The 20,955-nt window shown below is 58.9% G+C and carries 11 protein-coding genes; 5 read left to right on the top strand and 6 right to left on the bottom strand.

Going from position 1 to position 20,955, the window contains the following annotated elements; genetic code table 11:
* Positions 1 to 12 precede the first annotated feature (12 nt).
* Positions 13 to 1,821: a sodium-extruding oxaloacetate decarboxylase subunit alpha gene (gene oadA / locus J3P76_RS25300; protein ID WP_305497698.1), complete on the top strand. Its 1,809-nt coding sequence runs from the start codon at positions 13 to 15 to the stop codon at positions 1,819 to 1,821.
* Between the two features lie 63 nt (positions 1,822 to 1,884).
* Here the strand turns inward: oadA and J3P76_RS25295 are convergent, their stop codons facing one another.
* The 3 genes from J3P76_RS25295 to J3P76_RS25285 form a co-directional block, all read right to left on the bottom strand.
* The gene (locus tag J3P76_RS25295) at positions 1,885 to 3,975 is read right to left on the bottom strand and encodes an autotransporter outer membrane beta-barrel domain-containing protein (RefSeq protein WP_434701361.1); all 2,091 of its coding nucleotides are present in this window, start codon (positions 3,973 to 3,975) and stop codon (positions 1,885 to 1,887) included.
* A 190-nt stretch (positions 3,976 to 4,165) separates the two neighbouring features.
* The gene (locus J3P76_RS25290; protein ID WP_434608769.1) at positions 4,166 to 5,002 is read right to left on the bottom strand and encodes an amino acid ABC transporter permease; all 837 of its coding nucleotides are present in this window, start codon (positions 5,000 to 5,002) and stop codon (positions 4,166 to 4,168) included.
* Positions 4,999 to 5,820 (bottom strand): ABC transporter substrate-binding protein, encoded by an 822-nt coding sequence (locus tag J3P76_RS25285; protein WP_434608771.1) that lies wholly within the window; start codon positions 5,818 to 5,820, stop codon positions 4,999 to 5,001. Before J3P76_RS25285 ends, J3P76_RS25290 begins: the two co-directional genes overlap by 4 nt.
* 113 nt (positions 5,821 to 5,933) lie before the next feature.
* On the opposite strand from J3P76_RS25285, the gene J3P76_RS25280 reads away from it, so the two are divergent.
* The 3 genes from J3P76_RS25280 (at position 5,934) to J3P76_RS25270 (ending at position 17,459) form a co-directional block, all read left to right on the top strand.
* On the top strand, positions 5,934 to 6,830 hold the full coding sequence (locus tag J3P76_RS25280; RefSeq protein WP_434701360.1) for a homocysteine S-methyltransferase family protein: 897 nt from the start codon (positions 5,934 to 5,936) through the stop codon (positions 6,828 to 6,830).
* A gap of 265 nt (positions 6,831 to 7,095) precedes the next feature.
* Positions 7,096 to 11,991, top strand: coding sequence for a dermonecrotic toxin domain-containing protein (locus J3P76_RS25275; protein WP_434608775.1), 4,896 nt, complete (start codon positions 7,096 to 7,098; stop codon positions 11,989 to 11,991).
* 158 nt (positions 11,992 to 12,149) lie between these two features.
* Positions 12,150 to 17,459 (top strand): dermonecrotic toxin domain-containing protein, encoded by a 5,310-nt coding sequence (locus J3P76_RS25270; protein WP_434701359.1) that lies wholly within the window; start codon positions 12,150 to 12,152, stop codon positions 17,457 to 17,459.
* Between the two features lie 52 nt (positions 17,460 to 17,511).
* Here the strand turns inward: J3P76_RS25270 and J3P76_RS25265 are convergent, their stop codons facing one another.
* The 3 genes from J3P76_RS25265 to J3P76_RS25255 are packed head-to-tail and all read right to left on the bottom strand — an operon-like array spanning position 17,512 to position 19,281.
* Positions 17,512 to 18,180, bottom strand: coding sequence for a GNAT family N-acetyltransferase (locus J3P76_RS25265; RefSeq protein WP_420766112.1), 669 nt, complete (start codon positions 18,178 to 18,180; stop codon positions 17,512 to 17,514).
* Positions 18,181 to 18,190: 10 nt separating this feature from the next.
* Positions 18,191 to 18,637, bottom strand: coding sequence for a GNAT family N-acetyltransferase (locus J3P76_RS25260; RefSeq protein WP_420766113.1), 447 nt, complete (start codon positions 18,635 to 18,637; stop codon positions 18,191 to 18,193).
* Between the two features lie 2 nt (positions 18,638 to 18,639).
* The gene (locus J3P76_RS25255) at positions 18,640 to 19,281 is read right to left on the bottom strand and encodes an FMN-binding negative transcriptional regulator (protein ID WP_434701357.1); all 642 of its coding nucleotides are present in this window, start codon (positions 19,279 to 19,281) and stop codon (positions 18,640 to 18,642) included.
* Positions 19,282 to 19,383: 102 nt separating this feature from the next.
* Here J3P76_RS25255 and J3P76_RS25250 point away from each other — a divergent pair, with 102 nt between their 5' ends.
* Positions 19,384 to 20,928, top strand: a complete 1,545-nt coding sequence (locus J3P76_RS25250; protein WP_434608781.1) for a PLP-dependent aminotransferase family protein — start codon at positions 19,384 to 19,386, stop codon at positions 20,926 to 20,928.
* The last annotated feature ends 27 nt before the right edge of the window (positions 20,929 to 20,955 follow it).

The raw sequence follows: 20,955 nt of genomic DNA, 5'->3' as shown, positions 1-20,955 counted from the left end.
GGAATCATGACAATGTCCAAGAAGATCCACGTAACCGACACAATCCTGCGCGACGCCCACCAATCGCTGCTCGCCACTCGCATGCGCACCGAAGACATGCTGCCGATCTGCGACAAGCTCGACAAAGTCGGCTATTGGTCCCTGGAAGTCTGGGGCGGCGCAACCTTCGACGCCTGCGTGCGCTTTCTGAAGGAAGACCCGTGGGAGCGCCTGCGCCAACTGCGTGCGGCGCTGCCCAACACCCGCCTGCAAATGCTCCTGCGCGGCCAGAACCTGCTGGGCTACCGCCATTACAGCGACGACGTGGTCAAGGCGTTCGTGGCCAAGGCTGCGGTCAACGGCATCGATGTGTTCCGTATCTTCGATGCGATGAACGACGTGCGTAACCTGCGGGTCGCCATCGAAGCGGTGAAGGCTGCCGGCAAGCATGCCCAGGGCACCATCGCCTATACCACCAGTCCGGTGCACACCATCGAAGCATTCGTGGCCCAGGCCAAGCAGATGGAAGCCATGGGTTGCGACTCGGTGGCGATCAAGGACATGGCCGGGCTGCTGACCCCCTACGCCACTGGCGAATTGGTCAAAGCCCTGAAAGCCGAGCAATCGCTGCCGGTCTTCATCCATTCCCACGACACCGCCGGCCTCGCCGCGATGTGCCAGCTCAAGGCTGTCGAAAACGGCGCCGATCACATCGATACCGCGATCTCCAGCTTCGCCTGGGGCACCAGCCATCCAGGCACCGAGTCGATGGTCGCCGCTCTCAAGGGCAGCGAATTCGACACCGGCCTGGACCTGGAACTGCTGCAGGAAATCGGCCTGTACTTCTACGCCGTTCGCAAAAAATATCATCAGTTCGAGAGTGAATTCACCGCGGTGGACACCCGCGTCCAAGTCAACCAGGTTCCGGGTGGAATGATTTCCAACCTGGCCAACCAGTTGAAAGAGCAGGGCGCACTGAACCGCATGAACGAAGTGCTGGCGGAAATCCCACGAGTACGCGAAGACCTCGGCTTCCCGCCGCTGGTGACCCCGACCTCGCAGATCGTCGGCACCCAGGCGTTCTTCAACGTATTGGCCGGTGAGCGCTACAAGACCATCACCAACGAAGTGAAGCTCTACCTGCAAGGCGGATACGGCAAGGCACCTGGCGCGGTGAACGAGAAGCTGCGTCGCCAGGCCATCGGCAGCGAAGAAGTAATCGACGTGCGTCCGGCCGATTTGCTCAAGCCGGAAATGACCCGGTTGCGTGGTGAAATCGGTGCCTTGGCCAAATCCGAGGAAGACGTGCTGACCTACGCGATGTTCCCGGACATCGGGCGCAAGTTCCTCGAGGAGCGTGAAGCCGGCACCTTGACCCCCGAAGTACTGCTGCCTATCCCAGAGGCGGGCAGCGTGAGCTCCGCTGGCGGCGAAGGTGTACCGACCGAATTCGTCATCGATGTCCACGGCGAAACCTATCGCGTCGACATCACCGGCGTAGGCGTCAAGGCCGAGGGCAAGCGGCATTTTTATCTCTCCATCGATGGTATGCCGGAAGAGGTCGTGTTCGAACCGCTCAATGAGTTCGTCAGCGGCGGCAGCAGCAAGCGCAAGCAAGCCACCGCGCCGGGCCACGTCAGCACCACCATGCCAGGCAACATCGTTGATGTGCTGGTCAAGGAGGGCGACGTGGTGAAGGCCGGCCAAGCAGTGCTGATTACCGAAGCCATGAAAATGGAGACCGAAGTCCAGGCCGCCATCCCAGGCAAGGTCACGGCGATTCATGTAGCCAAGGGCGACCGGGTCAATCCGGGCGAAATCCTGGTGGAAATCGAAGGCTGATCCGAACAGCCGCGATAAAACGTTTTACCTCGGGGGAGCAGGTGCTCCCCTTTTTTTTGCCCGTTAGAACGCCATCCGCCATTGCCCGGTCAACGCGCCGTTACGGTTGTCCTGGCCCGTTTCTGCGCTGTAGCTCAACCCCAGGGTGTGACGTGGCGACATGGCCAGGTCCAACCCCGCTTGCAAGAGCAGGCTGTCCCGGTCCAGTTCCACCCCTTGGATGATGTAGGTGCTGCCACCGTTAGCCAGGCGTTGATGGGAGCTGCCCCTGATGTCGCCGTATAGGTGTTTCCAGCCGACATCCACGCGTGGCGTCAACCGCATGCCTTGGTCGAACGCAAAAGGGTGGGCGATACGCAGGCCGAGATCGCTGCTGAAGTGTTCCTGGCTCTGGTCGTGGTATTGCAATGCAGCATCGCCACCTTTTTCTGCATAGGCGTCGCGTTGGTAGCGTTGGTAACCCACCTGGATGTAGGGCTCCATATCGAAGTGTCCGACGTCCAGGTTGTAGCCGACCTGTCCAAAGACCTGTTGTGTCGTGGCGTCGTAGCGACCCTTGAGGTGATCCCTGAAACCATTGAACGCAACATGGCGTTTGGTGCTTCCGTCATGGCTGCCATAAACGGCACCCAGGCGCAGGGCCACTGGCCCGTCCTGGCGCAAGGCATAGGCACCCACCAGCCAACTGTCGAGCGCGCCGTCGAATTGATAGCTGTCCAGCCGTGTCTGGGTTTTGCTGCCGATGACGCCCAGGCGCCAATCGGGGCTGACGGCCCAGTCGGTTCCCAGCATCAAACCTTTGGTCGAATGCTTCAGGGCAAAGCTGCCCAATTGCTTGGCGAGGCTGCCGTTGTTGCCGATGGCCTGGACCCAGACCTGGCCATTGCCATGCTCACCCGTCGGGTTGTTCCGGCCCATGGCGGAGAGCATTCCCGAGCTGATCGGTGCGACGCTGCTTAAAGTCGCACTGCCCAGGTCTGCCGTGTCGTAACCGCCCAGTTGGTCGATGGCATCGGCGGCGGTGGCCATGTTGGTACCGAGCAGGGCGTTGATGGCGGCGTTGGGTTTGGGGTTGGCTGCCACTTTCGCGGGTTCGTTGGGATATGACTCGGGATGACGGGTTTGCGATTCTGTGGCGGATATTTGTTCAGCGGGTAAAGCGACGACGGGGCCAGCCTCCGTTGCTTCGGCATGGTGTTCCACGATACTGCCTATAACCGCTTGGCTATTAACCGTGGGCGCGATCTCGTTGGGCACCTTGTCCTTAAGCGCAAGGGTCAATCCTACCTCTCCCGTGGCGTACTCAGGTGTTGCCGTCATCAAGGCCAGTTCGTTGATGACGTTCCCGAACTTCCCTTCGACTTTTTGCGCTTTTATCACGATGTGTTTGTTCTCAGCGATGGACTCGCCCGACAGAGACGTGATCTTCAACGTTGCATTGCCTAACGTCGCGGTACCGCCAACCTTGATCGTGGCGCCGCCTTTCTCCGCGTCGACTCCATAAGCCAGCGTCGCGCTTTTGGACAGCTTGAGGTCATGGGTAACCGAGGGGGCACCCATGATTGGACCGACTTCAATCAAACCCGCCACATCCAGCGCGTCGACCGTCCCGTTGCCGCTGAACGTGCCGTTTTTTCCAACGAACACAGGCCCGGTCACGGTACCTGGGTTATGGAATACGCCAAGCACATGCACCGCGCCCGTTATCTGACCGGTGTTGGCCAGCTTTGCCTTTGAGTCAACCAGGCTTGCACCGGTGAGCGCGCCACCGTTCGACCATTCGCCTTGCTTGAGGTATAGATCGTTGAAGTTGCCGGTTGGGCCGATTACGCCTCCCTTGCTGATATCCAACTGCAGAACATTGGTACCGCCGCCGCCGTCAGTGGGCCCGAAAAGTTCGCCTTGCTTACTGACAATCACCAGGTCATTGCCGTCGCTCATCGATAGGGGCGCTTCCTGCGCCTTGATGACCGGTTCGATGTTTGTATCCGGCGCCGCCGCGAACGCCTTGAGCCTCGCCTGCATCTTCGCGGTTGTTTCAACGGGGCGGGCGTCCTCGGTAACTGACTGGGCCATCGAAACCTCGGCACAGCCGAGGGTCAAGGTTATTGCCAAGGCAAGATGGTGGGGCAGGAATAGGTGTTGGGTAGGCATTGAATGCGACCTGTAGTGGAGAAGGTCGCACTTTAAAAATTCACCGAAAGCGGCGATGCCAGCCATCTTCTCGCCGCAGAGGCGAATTGGCGGATGAAGAGCGTAGGCCGGTCGTGCTCGGTTCCCTCCATCGTCGCGATGGCTGGCGGAGCCTGTAGCTTTACCCTACAGCAGGTTCATACACGATCGATCAGCTGCGCTTTAGATAAGCCTTTCCATAATGCCGCTCCATCCGCGCTTGAATCAGCTCCAGCGCAATGGACATCAGCCAGTAGATAATCGCCGCCGTGGTCAGCATTTCGATATAGCGATAGCTGGAGCGACCATAAGATTGCGCCAGGAACATCACTTCCCAGACGCCCATCACCGAGATCAGGGAGGAGTCCTTGAGCATGGAGATGAATTGGTTGGTGGTCGGCGGGATGATGGTGCGCATGGCCTGGGGCAGGGTGACGCGCCAGAAGATCACGGTTTCGCCCATGCCCAGGGCGAGGGAGGCTTCGCGTTGGCCGTGGGGAACGCCGAGGATGCCGGCGCGGAAGATTTCGCTCAGGTAGGCGCCGTAGTTCAGTGACAACGCGATGATGCCGGCGGCAATGGCGCCAGGAACGATGCCCAGCTGGGGCAGGCCCAGGTAGATCAGCAAAATCTGGATCAACAGCGGGGTGCCGCGAAAGAACGACGCATAGAAGCTGGCGATGCCGAACGCCACCGCACTGCTGGACAGCCGCGCCAGCGCGGTGATGAAGCCCAGGAGTGACGACGCGACGATCGAGCACAGGCACAGGAACAACGTCAGCACCGCGCCCTGCAGGAAGCCGTTGGGGGCCAGATGCAAACCGAGCAGGTTCGGCAGTTTGTCGAGGATGATCGAGAACTTCAGGTCGAAACTCAGGAAAAAACTGGCGAACAGCACCAGCATGACCGCCCACGTCACGTACAAGCGTGTGCGAAAGCCGAAGATTTTATGCAGGCGCGACTCAGTCACCGGTGGCGGTAGCTGGACAGGAGGCGGAATGGAAGTCATTGGCTGATGTCGGCGCCGATCCATTTTTGCGAGAGCTTGCTCAGGGTGCCGTCCTGTTTCAGTTGGGCGAAGACTTCTTGCACTTTGCTGTTCCACTCGGCGTCACCCTTTTCGATGGCGACCGAGTTCGGCTCGGCATACAGCGCTTCGCCAGCGAGTTTGAAGCGCTTGTCTTCGGTCAGGCGTGGCTGAGCGGTCACCAGGTTGGTCAGCACCGCGTCCAGGCGCACTCCGGCGCCCAGGCCGAGGTCTTGGAACGCCACGTTATCGGTGTCATACGGGGCGATCTGTACGTTCTCGAACGGATAGCTCAACCGGGTATCTTCCGCGCCTTCAATGACCAGGTTCTTGTTCAAGTAGCTCTCATAGCTGGACGCGCTGGTCAGGCCGACCTTCTTGCCGCTCAGATCCTTGGCGCCATGGATGCTGTCGTCCTTGGCATTGACCACGATGACCGCTGGCGAGGCGTAGTACTGCACCGGGAAATCGAACACCTCGGCGCGGGCCTTGCTCGGTGTCATGGAGCAGATGCAGATATCGTAGCGCCCGCTCCAGCGACCGGTCGCAATCACGTCCCAGGACGGCGTTTCCAGGCGCAGCTTCACACCCAGTTTCTGCGCGACGGCCTTGGCGACGTCCACGTCGAAACCGTCAAGCTGGTTCTGGTCATTGAGGAACGAGAAAGGGGGATAGCTTTCCATCAACACGCCGACGAGCTCTTTTTTCTGTTCGATACGATCCAGGGTGATACCTGCGAGCGCTTGGGAAGACGCAGCCAGCAGACCCAGGCCCAGGGCCAGCAACGGTTGAAATTTCATGGGCGATCCCTGGTTGAAAAAGAGGTTGTGATTGGCGAAAGAGTGCGCATTAAATAGTTATAAGAACTACTCCGGTAGTGAGTATTTTTCATAAGCTTATGAGTGAATCGCATATGGGCGTAGCAACAGTCATTCTCGATGGTGGCATGGGCCGTGAATTGCAACGCCGTGGCGCGCCGTTTCGACAGCCCGAGTGGTCGGCGCTGGCATTGAGCGAAGCGCCCCAGGCAGTGGAAGATGTCCATGCCGCTTATATCGCCAGCGGCGCCAACGTGATCACCAGCAACAGTTACGCCGTGGTGCCGTTCCATATTGGCGAGGCGCGTTTTGCCGCCGAAGGTCAGGCACTGGCGGCTTTGGCCGGTGAACTGGCGCGGCGGGCGGTGCAGGCTTCAGGCAAAACCGTACGAGTGGCCGGGTCGCTGCCGCCGCTGTTCGGTTCCTACCGTCCCGATCTGTTCGATGCGTCCCGTGCAAGTGAGCTGCTGGCGCCTTTGGTGGCGGGACTGGCGCCCCACGTCGACCTGTGGCTGGCAGAAACCCAAAGCTCAACGGTCGAGGCACGAGCCATCCGTGCCGGGATCCCACGGGATGGCAAGCCGTTCTGGCTCTCGTTCACCTTGAAAGACGAGGACACGGATGAAGTGCCGCGCCTGCGTTCCGGTGAACCCGTGGCGGATGCCGCGGCCGTCGCAGCGCAGCTGGGCGTCGAGACGCTCCTGTTCAACTGCAGTCAGCCGGAGGTGATCGGTGGCGCCATCGATGCCGCGCGGCAGACGTTCGAGCGCCTGGGCGTGAAAATCCACATCGGTGCCTACGCCAACGCGTTTCCGCCGCAGCCCAAGGAGGCGACCGCCAACGACGGGTTGGACCCATTGCGCGACGACCTTGATCCACCGGGGTATCTTCAGTGGGCAACGGACTGGCAAAAGCGCGGGGCCAGTCACCTGGGGGGCTGCTGCGGAATCGGGCCGGAGCATATCGCCGTCCTGGCGCGACGATTGGGTTGAGAGGCGTGGCGGTTGGCCGAGGAATTGGCCGACCGCTCGTTCATCCCCGCTTACGATTTTTACCCAAAACGACAGCGACGCCATACATATGTATGGCCGTGCTGCGCGACTGACGCGTTAGGTTTCCGGACTTTCCAATCAACCCTTGGACAGTCCAATGCCCTCTGATTCGACAAATCAACCCAGCCCCCTCCCGATACCCAACGCGGCGCCATTGAGTGGTGACCGCCAGCCGTCCTGCGAGCCTGTACCAACAGAAACGCTCATGCCAGACGGCGACCTGAGCGCCGCCGGCAAAGAGCAGCTGCGGCAATCAAAGCTGCTGGACGCCAACCAGAAGAGCCTGGCGCTTCTATTCGCCGGCCTGCCGAATTTCGATTCGGTGATCAATAATCTGTTGGTCAGCTCGATCAAGAAAAAAATACCCGAGCGTAAGCTCCGTCCATCGCTGCTTGAACACATCGACCCTGATCATTGCTACGTGAATCACTTCGCCATCGATCCGAATGGCGGGCGCGCGTTGACGCACTCGCAGAGTTTTACCGACGTGATGCGTAGCAGTTTGAAAACCGATACGCCGCCCACCTATACGGCCGGTGCCGTGGGTTTCTACATTCGCCCGGATACCGTGGACGAAGCTGACAGCATTTTTTCCTCCCCTGCGGATAGCAAAATCCTACAAGCGATGGAGTCGGCGTTTTACATAGCTGGCCCGACCACCAACGAGACGGTGAGGCAGCAATTGCGTGACGACCTCAGTCTCTTTCGCAACAGCGAGCGCTGGGCGGGCATCCTCGACAGGGCAGGCTCATCGACGGCGCAAGCGGTTTTCGCTCATCTGCTTTCAAGGCGCTTCCTGCACCTTTGCAGCCTGTACAAAGCCGACCGCAAGCCGGCTGCCTCACCGAATGAGCGAACGCAGCAGGCCGAGGATGACCGCCTGTTGAACATCATCAGCACTCACCCCTCCATGCTCGACAGGGGGCGCTTGCAGCGAGCGCCCATCCCGCATGTCTATGCGGTCATGCTCGATATGGGGCGCGCAACGCCGCAGCAGTGGGCCGCCGCAATGGTGATCAAACAAACTGAACGACAACGGTTGTTTTTATATTCCCTGGAAGGCGGCTTGCAGGGCTTCCCGTCCTTCGAGGCAATGACCGCTGCGGTGAAGCCGCTCTATGACGGGCAGGAACGCACGATCCTGAATATTTCCTCCGAGCTGTCCGAACATGTGTTTGAAGTGGCGGCCTCGGCTCTTTTCCAGCGGCAAAGCGCAGCGCTCGAGAAATTCCTGAGCACACCCATCGACGGGACGATGACCTTGGAAGCTTTTGCCCAACAGGCAGAAGAAGCCCTGAGTCTGCCTGTGCTATCGCTCTCCGGGCCATTGGCGGTGCGTCGGTTGACCCGAGTCGAAAACAACCGTCCGGTCTTCTACGCATCCGCGACACTGTCTGAGCAAGCGACCTATCGTCGTCTGGAAGCGCAGGTGTACCAGGGGGTTTATGAACTGAGTGGTCGCGTCCAGTCGCTCGTGCAATTCACTCAGGAGAAGATCAAGCAATACCTTAAGCAAACGTTGCACCCGGCCATTAAGCCCGATCCGGATCGGACCCAGGTGACGCTGTCTTTTGGCAACAAAGCCAACCCAAGACAGTCGCGCACCGTCAGCCTGACCCAGCTGATGCTAGATAATCTCCGCCCGCCAGATTATCCGGAGGCAATGAGCGAAGTGTCGACGGTCTATCTTGTCGATCAGCACTGCCAGCGCATTCGACACCCGGATAATGACGTTCCGCTCACCCTGACCGGGAGCGAACTCGCCCGCATGGCCAAGAGCCTGGATGCCGGCGGCAACTATGAAATCCTGCTGCGAGAGGAGATGAACAAACCGCAATACAAGGCGGCATGGCAAGCGGCGTATCTGGCGAACTTGAAGTTCAAGGGCTACGAGGCCGGGCTGAGGGGCGACAGCGTGTTCAAGGCTACTGGCCTGGACAAGACCGGCAACCCACCGAAGCTGCAAAAGCTGGTGCCTCTCTGGTTGGCCGCCGTGTTGAAGTCTCCGATGGCGGAGGCTCGTGCCCAAGTCTTCGGACGAAGGGTGCATGTCCATGGCCTGCTGCTCGGAGGAAGCGTGGGGGCGGGAGGGCAGCATGGAACGATGGGCAACGCCTTCAGCGTGGATGGCGCGCTGATTTTTACCGATCAGCTCGGACCAGAAATCAAGGGCCCCGTCGGGGTGTACTTTCCAGACAGCCCTGATGGCGACGACTTCCAGGAATTTTCCGATCTGGGTGAGGGCGTCGGGAAGCTTCTGCCGCAAGAAAAATGGCAGGCGTATTTCCGCTCGCGGATTTCCGCGCCCGATGCTGACGAATTGAAGGGTTCATCAGCGCAGCGGCGCGGTCGGCCGTTGATTCGGGGCTGCTTGATTACGGGTGACTTGTTGGAGGCGCTTCATCGAGCTTATGTAGATTTTCATAGCGCCCATGCCGATCACTTGTCCAACAGCAACCTGGACGTCCAGCGTCACTACGCTGTCCGGGTGTTCTTGATGACGGTCGGTATTCTGTTGGAAGTAGCAGGTGTGCTGGCGGTGCCGGGTGTCCAGCTATTCAAGCGAGCCGTGAGAACCGGCTCGTTCATGCTCAGGAGCGGTGTGGTTCCTCGGGATCTCGATACCTTGGTCTTCATCGACAAAGTGGCTAACCGTCTTGGGCAGGGCGGTGCCCACGGATGGATGATCCCATCACGAGGCCAAGCCTCGTTTTTGGCGGTGAAAGCTCGTCAACAGGCAGACGAAGCGTTGGCCGGATTGCCCCTGGAGGACGCGATCTATCATCGTTACGCCGTTAAGGACACGGCTCCGATCCGAGGGCTGACCCCTGATGCCCAAGGCTTCTATCGTCCCAGGCTCAACAATGACGGCACGGCACAGGTCTATGTGCGGCAACCCGACGGGACGGTTTTTCGCGTACACGATCACACGAAGATGACCGCCACCGAGGCCACGATCGTCGATCCATTGACGGGTCTGAGTATCCGTTCCAGTGGTGTGATGAGAAGTACCGTGGCACGCATGCCCAATGGCGAATGGCGCGCCGTGGGATTCGGCCAGGGCGGGGGTAAACGGCCTTCCCAAACGCCGCCTCCGTCGGGCCCTTCCAAGCCCAAGGTCCCTGCCCTGACTGACCCGGGTATCGCCGACGCCGTTCGTACCTTGGGCAACTGGGACAACGAGATCATGGACCTGGTCCCCTCCATCATCACGCAGGTACCGAGTTGGCCACAGAGTCGCAGCTTGTTGATCATTGATGAAGTATCCGCCAGCCGCGCATGGTCAGTGCGCTACACCCCAGGGCGGGACGAACGTGTATATCCAAGCAGTGTTCATCCCGACAGAGCGAACACGGATGTTGTCCTGCGGCGCACGGGCCAAAATCATTACAGCCTGGTCTTGGGCAATCGCGTCATGGAGATCACCGCCGACGGTGACTGCTTTTTTAACGCCGTTGCTCGCGGCCTGAATGATGGGAGGCTACAGGGGGACTTCTCGATAAGAGGGCTGCGTAATGCCGCCGCCGATTACATCGATCAGCACCCCAATATCCGTAGTTTTCTAACGCCGCAAGTCTCCGGGATACGGCAGGCGCTTGTCGATAATGCGCCAACGTTGGAGCAACTTCTGGGAAAGGCGGCGGTGCTTGACCTGACGCAAATTATTCATGGGGCCCCCAATCCGCATCGCTTGTTCCAACCGATCATGAACTATTTGCGTTCATACGCCGAAGCTTCGCTGCGTGACTATTTGCGAAATGTACAATCCTTGAGCTTGCCTCCGGAAATGCTGCATAGCATCGCCAGACATTTCTCGCCACGAACGCCTGGCCAATTGATACAGAGCGATTTTCCTTTTTACCAGGCCAACGAAGACGACCTGATCAAGTTTTTCGAGGACATATTATTGGGTCCAATTGTTGATCGAGAAATTCTCGAACTGATGAACAACGAATACCTCATGCTCTCCCAGGACGTCTTGCACATCATGCTTGAATACGGCCTGAGGGCCCGGGAGCTGACCGATCACCATCCCCGGAATCTCATGGCCTACGTCAAGTTTGACCAGGCCTTGCACGGCGAAATGAGCCATGAACAGTTGGATGAGCTGGTGGGGGATGCTTATCTGATAGATCGGGGTGACCTCAAGGATGTCCAGCGCAGACTTGAGCGCGAAACAGGCAAGCTTGTTAGTGACGATGCGCGGTTGATGGATCAGTACATTTACTATGACCGCGCCGAAGACCTTGTCGACTTGCTCAGGGTAGCCCTTGGCCGGTTTCCCGATTTGCTCAGGCGCGCCGAAATCGCTTTGCAGTCCCCAGTTATCACTTCCAACCTGGGCGGCATGCTGCCATTGAGCGTGGTGTCGCAGTGGATACGCGATCCGAGCCTTACCGATGGGCGGCTTCGGCTCATTGCCGCCTATACCACTACTCGTTATACGGAAGTCGTGATTACCGGCGATATCGATATCGGTTGGATGCGGGCGTTTGACGACGATAACGTCCGGGACATTATTTTCCATCAGCGGCCGTTGGTGAACTTCATGCGATTCATTGGCGGCGTGCGCGGGAACCTGATGGACAACGATCTACCCGCCGTCGCCAGACTGTTCAGCACGCCAGGAAATCCTCCTTCTAATAGCCGGGTCTCTTTGTTGTTGCAAACCCCTGCCGTCTGGAGCTCGATTCACAATATGGCCGCAATCACAGCCGAGGGGGCCAGAAGCCTCTGGGACGATCTGGTCAGCGTGCAATACAGCGACGACCTGATTCGCGAAACGCTCCAGCGGCCTGGTTCGCTGGCGTCCGAATCGGCTTTCGCGGGCGCGTTGGTGGACAGCCTGCTAAACGAGGAAGCTCGTGCGCACCAACTGCTTCTGGGGACTTACGCAGTGAGCCAAGGAGAGGCCCAGCAATTGCTGCGGCGCTTCAGGTTTTCAGGCAACCGGGCGGAGCACAGTCGTCTGAGCTTCGCACGCTACCTGAGTCATCACGGGGGAATACCCGAATGGGCCTGGCAGTATGCCAACGAGGGCGTGACACCCGAATCCCTCAGTCGATTTCTAACCACGAGACGACCACCAAAAGCGGAGTGATCCAATCGCCGTCGCGTGGCTGGCTCGCGATGGCAACCCTGCGGAAACACGTATTCACATATGCACGTGGCTGTCCAAGGTTGCCTATATATATGTATGGCTTCATGGCGGCGACGGAAGGATAGGGTCGGGTTCTTCAATAAACAAAGGGACCTCCCATGACCTTATTTCTTAACGACGAACCAGGCGTGCCGCTCCAGGCGCCTGGCATCACGCTAACGCCTATTCATTCACTACCCGACGGCCATGCATTCGAGCCGCACACGTTCGCCGATCAGTGGTTGCTGGAGTTGGGACTGCTGGGTGATACACCGCTTCGTGTGACTTACCGGGAAGTTGGAGCCGCTGGTTTGGCTGCTGAAGATAGAATCGCATCGGTTCCCTTGCGTGCCGCTGTCACGCAGGGTTTTCTCAAGGCCTATCAAAGCAAGCTTATTGCTTCCCTCGCGGCTTTCAACCGATGCGAGGATTGGATCGAGTATCCCCACAGAAGCCATATGAAGCGGGATTTTTCGGCACTTCGTATCGACGGCTTTGTGCTTCCAAGAAACCTGTTGCAGAAGTTGCAAGCAGGCGTGCCGCCGGGCTACAGGGGGCCTGGGCTCGCTTTCGAGACCGATTCCGTCAATCAAGTTAACCCGCTTGCCCCTCAAGAAGAGGCTCGCCCTAAACAGCTGAAACATCTGGCCCCCCATAAGGCCGATCTGGATCGTTTGTTCGCAGGCTTGCCCACGTTCGACACGGCGCTGAAGAATTTGCTGGTCAATTCGATCAGGGAAAAGATCGAGCCGAACAAATTCCGTGGCGCAGCGCTATTGGCGATCGACCCGGACAATTGTTATGTGAATCACTTCACGACAGATTCCCTCGGGGCGCGCTCATGGGTTTCTTCAATGAGTTTCAGCGAAGTCATGATGGACTGTTTGTCTACTGACGAGCCTCCTGTATACGCCCAGGGAAGCGTAGGTTTTTTCACTCGCTCGGACACCGTGCAAGAGACCGAAAGCCTATTCGTCGACCCGGTGGATGCGCATATCCTGGCGGCCATGACGTCGGCGTTCCATATCGAGAACCCGACCACCAATATTCACCTGAGACGTCAGTTCCTTGATGATCTGGCCGCATTTCGCATGAAGGAGACCGTGAGAGATGCCCTCGACCCGGTTATCCCCTCTACCGCGCAAGATGAGCTGGTGCTCAGGCTTTCCCAACGATTCCTGTATTTATTCGATTTATACAAAGCCGATCGAGATCCCTCTGCACGGTTAACCCATGCGGAGCAGATCCTGCGCAATGACGAGGATCGCCTGCTGAGCATCATCACGACTCACCCTTCAGAGTCGGCCAGGGGAAGTTTGATGAGGAAAGAGCATCTTCCCCATGTATATAAGGTCATGCTTGAAATGGAGGGCGACTTGTCGCAGAAGTGGCCGGCCGCGATGGTGATCAAACAAAGTGATCAGCCGGCTTTATTTCTGTACTCCATGGAAGGAGGCATACAGCGGTTCGATGAGTTCCACGAGTTGGTGAATTCGGTAAGCCCGGTCTATCAAGGACAGCAGCGCAAAATCCAAAGTATTGACCAGGCGCTTCCTGAGCATGTATTCGAGCAGGCAGCAAACGACCTGCTTGATCTTCAGTACGCGGCGTTACAAGCCGTTCTAAAAGCACCGGAACGGGTGCAGTTCGATTTGGCCCGCTTTGCCCTGGATGCTGAGAAATCGCTGGAACTGCCGATGCTGGCGCTCGACGGTGTGCTGATCGCCCGAAGCGAAACCTTGTTCAAGAACAGTCGTCCGAGCGCCTACAAAATCGCGACGGTTGCGCAGAAGCGCATTTATCGCTTCCTCGAAGATGAGGCGCTGACAGCGGAAGGCGAAATTGCCAAAAGACGCGTTAAGACACTGTCGGAGTTCTCTCGCGAAAAAATCGTCGCTTATCTCCAGGAGCATCTGCACAAGGACATTGATCCCGATCCAGACCGGACGTTGATTACCCTGTTTCAAGGGCGCGCGTGTACCTCGAAGGACTCGCGGGCCACCAGCCTGACCCAACTGATGATCGAGAATACGCGCCCTTCGCAGTACCCCAATGCCATGAAGGAAATCCGGCCTGTCTATCTGGTCGATCAGGACGGCCAACCCATCAGCCATCCACTGACCCGTCGTTTCATTCTTTTAAAGGGGCCTGAGCTTGCCGAGATGGCGACAAGCCTTGATATCGGCGGCTGCTACGAGACGTACCTCAAGGAAAAAATGAATGCGCCCGACTACAAGGAGGCCTGGTGGGACGCTTACCTGGCCAATATGTCCCTCAAGGGCTACGAAGCCGTCCTCAAAGATGATGATGTACTCAAAGAGACCGTGACGGATGTCAGCGTCCATCCAGCACGCACCGAAAAACGGGTCGTGCTCTGGCAGGATGCGGTTATCAAATCAACGAGGGCAAAGGATCGCGCAAGAGTACAGGGAAGGGAGGTGCATGTTTACGGTCTGCTGTTGTGCGGGACCGTAGGCGTTGGAGGCCAGCATGGCAACTTGGGCAACGCAACCAGTGTCGACGGTGTGTTGATTTTTTCAGATCAGGACGGGCCGACAATACAGGGAACCGTTGGCGTCTATTTTCCGGACAGTCCCGGTGGCGATGATCTCCATGAGTTTGCCAATCTCAATGATGGTGTTGCGCAGCTTCTTCAGCGGGAAGAATGGCAGGTCTATTTCTCCTCCCGCATCGCCACTAACAATCCTGAAGAACTGAAACAAATATTCGGAACGCGAAGCGGTCGCCCCTTGGTTCGGGGCGCGTTGATCAGCGGTGATTTGTCTGAAGCGCTGCATCAGGCGCATGTGAGATTTCGAATTGCCCATGCCGATCATCGTTCCAACAGCAACCGCAACATCCTGCACCAAACCATTTTCAACCTTACCGTGATGGCGTTCGAAACGGTCCTGGACGTGGTTTCGTTTCTGGCACCCGGTTACGCCGCATTGCAGATGTACTTGACGGTGGCCAAGACCGGCCAAATCCCGCTTCACCTGAACATCGTCAAATACTTGATCCGCGCCGGCATCGCGCCGCGACCTGTCGGTGGTGCGATGGGCACCTCACGAAAGACATCGTTCTCCCGAGAGGTATTGGCTCGTCTAAGCCAACAGGAAAAACCGATTGGGTTGCCATTGGAACAAGCAATCTACGGCCCCTACGCGGTGAAGGATGCAACGGTTATACGAGGGCTGACCCCGGACGCTGGTGGGTTTTACCGCGTTACCGTTCGGGATGCAGCGACAGGCGCTGTCTCCGCTCGCCCGGTGTATGTGCGACAACCGGAGGGAATGGTGCTCCGGGTGCACGACAATACCAAGCTGAACGCAACCGAGGCGACCTTGGTCGATCCCGTTTCAGGGTCGAGCATCCGCTCCAGTGGCGTGATGAGAAGCACCGTGGCACGCATGCCGGATGGGGAATGGCGTGCGGTCGGGTTCGGCCGGGGAGGTGGCGGGGACCGTCCAACGCGGCAGTCCTCGCGGCCGGGCCCGTCAAGCTCGGGCACTGCTGGCCAGACGCTCGAGGACATGATCGCTGTGCTGGAACAGCCCGGCCAATGGGATTTTCTGCTGATGGATATCGTTCCCGAACTCGTGCCCCGTATTCCGAACTGGCCGCAAAACCGGGGCCTGGTCATCATGGATGTCAGGCCCGGGAGGCTCCCTTCCACCCTGCGGTTCTCGCACCAGGCAGGCCCGGAACGTTTGTCGAGCCGTCCGGATTACGCCACGGATGTGGTGGTGAGACGGTCGAGCGACAGCCACTATGACTTGATCCAGGCAGGTCGTGTCATTCCAATCCGAAGCCTCGGTGACTGTTTCTTCTCGGCGGTTACCCAGGGCTTGGACGAACTTGAGGGAAGGGTTGTTTTCTCCCCGACAGAGTTGCGCCTGGCGTCGGCAAGATACATTCGCGAAAACCTTGAATCGTTTCGCCATCTGGAAGTTCAGGACGCCCCCCGCCGAATGCAGCCGTCGGGTAGCCAGGGGGAGGAGGCGGTCGCGGAGGCGGGGCAGGTGTTTGTGAAAACGGAGACCACGCTTGAAAATCTTCTGGGCAGGGAGACCCTGGATGTTGTAACGAGGCTGCTCGCTGGCGCGCCTAACCCTTATAGGTTGTTTAGATCGCCGCGGGTACGCCTGTCGCTGCGTGCAGGTTTGGCTGCGGTCGGTTCCTCGTCGGAACTCTGGAGGCAAATCGAGCAGTTGGCGCCGGTCCGGCCTTTGTATGGATTGGCAACCTCATTCACGCCCTACACACCCGCCCAGAGAAGCGTTGTCGAAGAGCTCCTGGATATGACGCTGGTCGGCAACGAAGGTGGGAGAACGATCGATCTTCTGGCCAGGGATGGCTATTTTCAGTTGAACCGGGATTCGATTCATATCTTGCTTGAGTACGGCGTAGGTATCGATGAGTGGTACAAATTTTATCCCAAGAGCCCGACAGCCTATATTCCGAGCAGCGAGGCGGGTGCTGGGGATGTGCGGGGGCTCCTTAACGGCAGGGAGTTGGTGCATCCACATCAGTTGGCCGAGCTTGCCAATACACTTAACCTGAATCCCGGCAAGGGAAGGCCGACCAGCGGAATGATCGAGTTATTCCGCTATAGAAAAATGACTGGACGCACCGTTGGGTTACTTCGAGGTGCCCTGCGCAATAAAGGTAGGTTGTTGGCCCGGGCTGAGCGGGTTCTAGCCTCTCGTGTGATCGAAACCAATCTTGGCGGTGCGTTGCCCGTCTCTGTATTTTCAAGGTGGATAAGTCATCCGGCGCTCAGCTCGGCGAAGCTTGAGTTTATTGCCAGATATGCCGAAACCCGTGTGCAGGAGCTATTGAATACCGGCGATATCGATATCCGATGGATCCACGGGTTCACCGACAAGACGCTGAGAACCATCGAAATACATTCAGCACCGCTAGCAGCTTTTGTTCGTTTCCTGGAGCCACAATCGGGAAGTGCTACAGATATCGGTATGGCGGGTATCGCCAGATTGCTAACCGGCCCCGATGGCGTTCCGTCGAACTCCAGAACTATTATTTTGCTCGACGTCCCTAACTTGTTGGCTAATCTGACCCACAATTTTACCCGCGAGGAAGCCAGGAGTATTTGGACAGAGTTGATCAGCCCTTACTACAGTGACCTGAATATCTACGACGCGCTTGGGCAGGTCCGCCCGTTGAACTCCGAAGCGAATTTCACCTCGGCGTTGATCAACGCTCTCCAGCAGGATGTGGCACGCGCGCACCAGCTGATTGACCGTGTCTTTGCCGATCCCACGACCTCGGCGCAGGTACTGAATCACCTGTATCGCTTTGACTTTACGGCGAATCGAGCGGAACACAGCCTTCTGATGTTCGCAGAATACGTGAGTTGTTTTAACCGAATACCGGACTGGGCATGGCAATACAAAAAATATAAATAATGACAGAGCAATGGCTATCGCAAGGCCACTCGCGATAGCCGTCTGCTCTTGCTCAACGGCAAGCAGCCAAGCTTCGGACCTGCCCGCCTTCGCGTTGATTTTCTTCGCTAAGCCATCGTTCAAATGCCGCTCCGATCGCCGGCCACTCCGAGTCGAGCATCGAATACCACGCCGTGTCGCGGTTCTGGCCCTTGACGACCATGTGCTGGCGGAACACCCCCTCAAATGTGAAGCCCAGCCGCTCGGCGGCATATTTGGAGCGGGCGTTGCCGTTGTTGCACTTCCATTCGAGGCGACGGTAGCCGAGGGCGAACGACTCCTTGGCCAGCAGATAAACCGCCTCGGTGCTTTTCGGCGATCGCTGCATCGGCGCGCCAAAAGTGACGTGGCCGATCTCGATGCGGCCGTGGGCCGGCACGATGGACATCAGGCTGAGGATCCCTTGCACCTCGCCGCTGGCACGGTCGATCACGCTGAAAAAATACGGGTCGGTGTTGGCTGCATGGTTGTCCAGCCAGGCGTCGAAGTCGCCACGAACCTTGAAGGGACCGTAGGGCAAGTAGTCCCAGAGTTTCGGATCGGCCCCGGGGCCTTCGAGGGCTTGCCAAAGACCCTCGGCATGACGCGCCGGGTCGAGTTTTTCCAGGCGGATGAATCGCCCTTCGAGCAAGCGCGTAGATGGCGCCGAGACACCTTTCCAATCGGTAAGCGGGGTCGACATGCAGTGCTCCTTACAAGGCTTTGCGAAATTGAATGAAGCCTGGGCGTTCGGCGATGCGTTCGTAGAGTTGGATCGCGGTCGTGTTGGTCTCGTGGGTCAGCCAGTGGACCTTGGCACAACCGTCGGCCTTGGCCGTGGCATAGACGAATTCGATCAATTGCCGACCAACACCGGTGCCCCGACTTTGCTCGGTCACCAGCAAGTCCTGCAAGTAGCAGGAGTTCTCTATGCTCCAGTTCGAGCGGTGGTAAATGAAATGCACCAGGCCCACCGCCGTATCGCCGTGCCAGGCGAGGGCGCCGTGGGTTGGTTCGCGATCGTCGAGCAGGCGCTGCCAGGTGCTGTGGGTCACCGCTTCCGGCAGTTCGGTGTTGTAGAACCGTAGGTAAGCCTGCCATAGCGGCAGCCAGGCAGCGTGGTCTTCAGCAGTGACGAGGCGGATCTCGGTGTGGCTCATGTTCACTCCTTGGTGGATGCATCAGGCATCAGGCGTGACAGCGCCTGATCTTGCGGATCGGTGCTCGTGGCGAGACCGTTGCGCACTCCGGCGATATCTTCGGGGCTGCGGTTTTGGCTGAGCTTGCGTTTGCCTTCCAGGCGCTGGATAGGCAGCGAAAAACCAACGATGGCCTTGAGCATCGCTTCGACGTACTCGGCCGGTGCATCATCGAGTTTCCAGGGTTGGGCGCGGCCGGTTTCGTGACGTTCGGTGAGGGCGCCGACTACTTCGCGCAGGCGATGGGCGTCGCTGAAAACTTCGGCTGTGCCATAGGCGTGTACGGCCAGGTAGTTCCAGGTCGGCACCACTTTGCCGTGTTCGGCCTTGCTGGGGTACAGGCCCGGGCTGACGTAGGCATCGGCGCCGGGAAATATCACCAGGGCCTCGGCCCCGGCCTCCAGGTCGCGCCATTGCGGATTGGCCCGGGCCATGTGCCCGCGCAGGCTTCCGTGGGGACCCTGTCGCGTATCCAGCAGCAGCGGCAAGTGGCTGGCCTGTAGGCCGTGTTCACCCTGGGTGACCAGTACGGCCAAGCGGCAATCGTTCATCATTTGATGTAACTGGGGTATGTTTTGGACGGCGAAGGCTTTTGGGTTGTACATGAAAGTTTTTCCTTGGCGAATGCCAGCATCCTAGGCAGGCTATTGGTCTGTTGTAAGAGCCACTCCAGGCCAGTTTGATAGGTCCATTCCTGAGGCTGTGTGATGAACAACCCCGTGCCGCCGCTGTCGTTCAACCCCGCTGGAATCGAACTGGATCGCCGCCACGGGCTCAGCCGGCAGCTTTATCAGGCATTGCGGGCCCGCGTCCTGGATGGTCGCCTTGCAAGCGGCACGCGCCTGCCAGCTAGCCGCGACCTGGCGGCGGCCTTGTCCATTTCCCGCAACAGCGTGGTGCGTGCGTACGACCAGCTCTTTGCCGAAGGTTTTATCGAAGGACGCGTCGGTGACGGAACCTATGTGGCGAATCTGTCCGCAGTGGCGTTGCCGCTGAAGAAATTATCCACAAAAGCATCCACAGGCTTTTCAACAGGCTTACCCACAGGTTTATCCACAGAATGGCTCGATTTACCTGTGGGCCCATCCAGTAAAGTTATCCACAGCGACGCGCTGCTACGTGTCGAAAAGCATCATCTGGCCCAGCCGCCGGCGGGACCACCGCGTGCATTCCGGGTGGGTGTGCCGGCCTTCGACCTGTTCCCTTTTGATGTCTGGGCCAAGCTGAACGGGGCTTTCTGGCGCAAGCCGGATCTTCAACAGCTGTGCTACGGCGATTCTCAAGGAGACGAACGCTTGCGTGGCCTGATTGCGGCTTACCTGCGCAGTTCGAGGGGCCTGCAGTGCACGGCTGAACAAATTGTGATCACCAGCGGCGCGCAGCAGGGCATCAGCCTTTGTGCACAGCTGTTGGTCGATCCCGGTGACGTGGTGGCCGTGGAAAACCCAGGTTATCGCGCTGCGGGGCATGCGTTTGCGGTGGCTGGAGCCGACGTCCGAGGCGTGCCGGTGGACAGCGATGGCTTGGATTGCGCGGCGCTCGCGGCGTTGAGCCATTGTCGGCTGACCTATGTCACGCCCTCCCATCAATACCCGACCGGGGTGGTCATGAGCCTTGCGCGGCGGCTGGAGCTGCTGGGTTGGGCCGAACGCAACGACGGCTGGATCGTCGAGGACGATTACGACGGCGAATACCGCTACAGCGGCGCGCCGCTGGCGCCGTTGGCCGCGCTGGATCGCCAGGGCCGGGTACTTTACGTCGGCACCTTCGGCAAGGTGGCGTTCCCGGCCCTGCGCCTGGGTTATCTGGTGTTGCCGCCGGGCCTGGTCGACGCCTTCGCCCGACGGCGCGCCGTGGATGTGCGCCACTCCGAAGTCAGCACCCAGGCCGTGATGGCCGAGTTCATGGCCGCCGGGCATTTCCAGCGACACATCAGGCGCATGCGTCGGGCGGCCCTGGCTCGGCGGGATGCGTTGTTGGCGGGTTGGCCCAAGGCTGTCGAGGGTGTTGGCGCCATGCCCACGGTCGTCGCCGGGCTGCATGTCACGGTGCCCGTGGACAGCGTCGAGCGTGAAGGTGAATTGATTGCCCAGGCGGCCAGCATCGGCGTGGAGATCAATGGCCTGAGCGGCTATTGGTTGCCTACCACGCCTGCGCAGGTCCGCGCCGGGCTGGTGCTGGGGTTCGCGGCAGTCCCGCCCGCGGCGATCGGCACGGCGCTGGCGAGCCTGGCTAAGGCCTGGGATGTCTGACGGCCCGCGGCCGGGACATCAATTGCA

The sequence above is a fragment of the Pseudomonas sp. D1-36 genome (assembly GCF_051132205.1).
GTDB lineage: Bacteria > Pseudomonadota > Gammaproteobacteria > Pseudomonadales > Pseudomonadaceae > Aquipseudomonas.
This window is presented reverse-complemented; position numbering and strand designations above follow the sequence as displayed.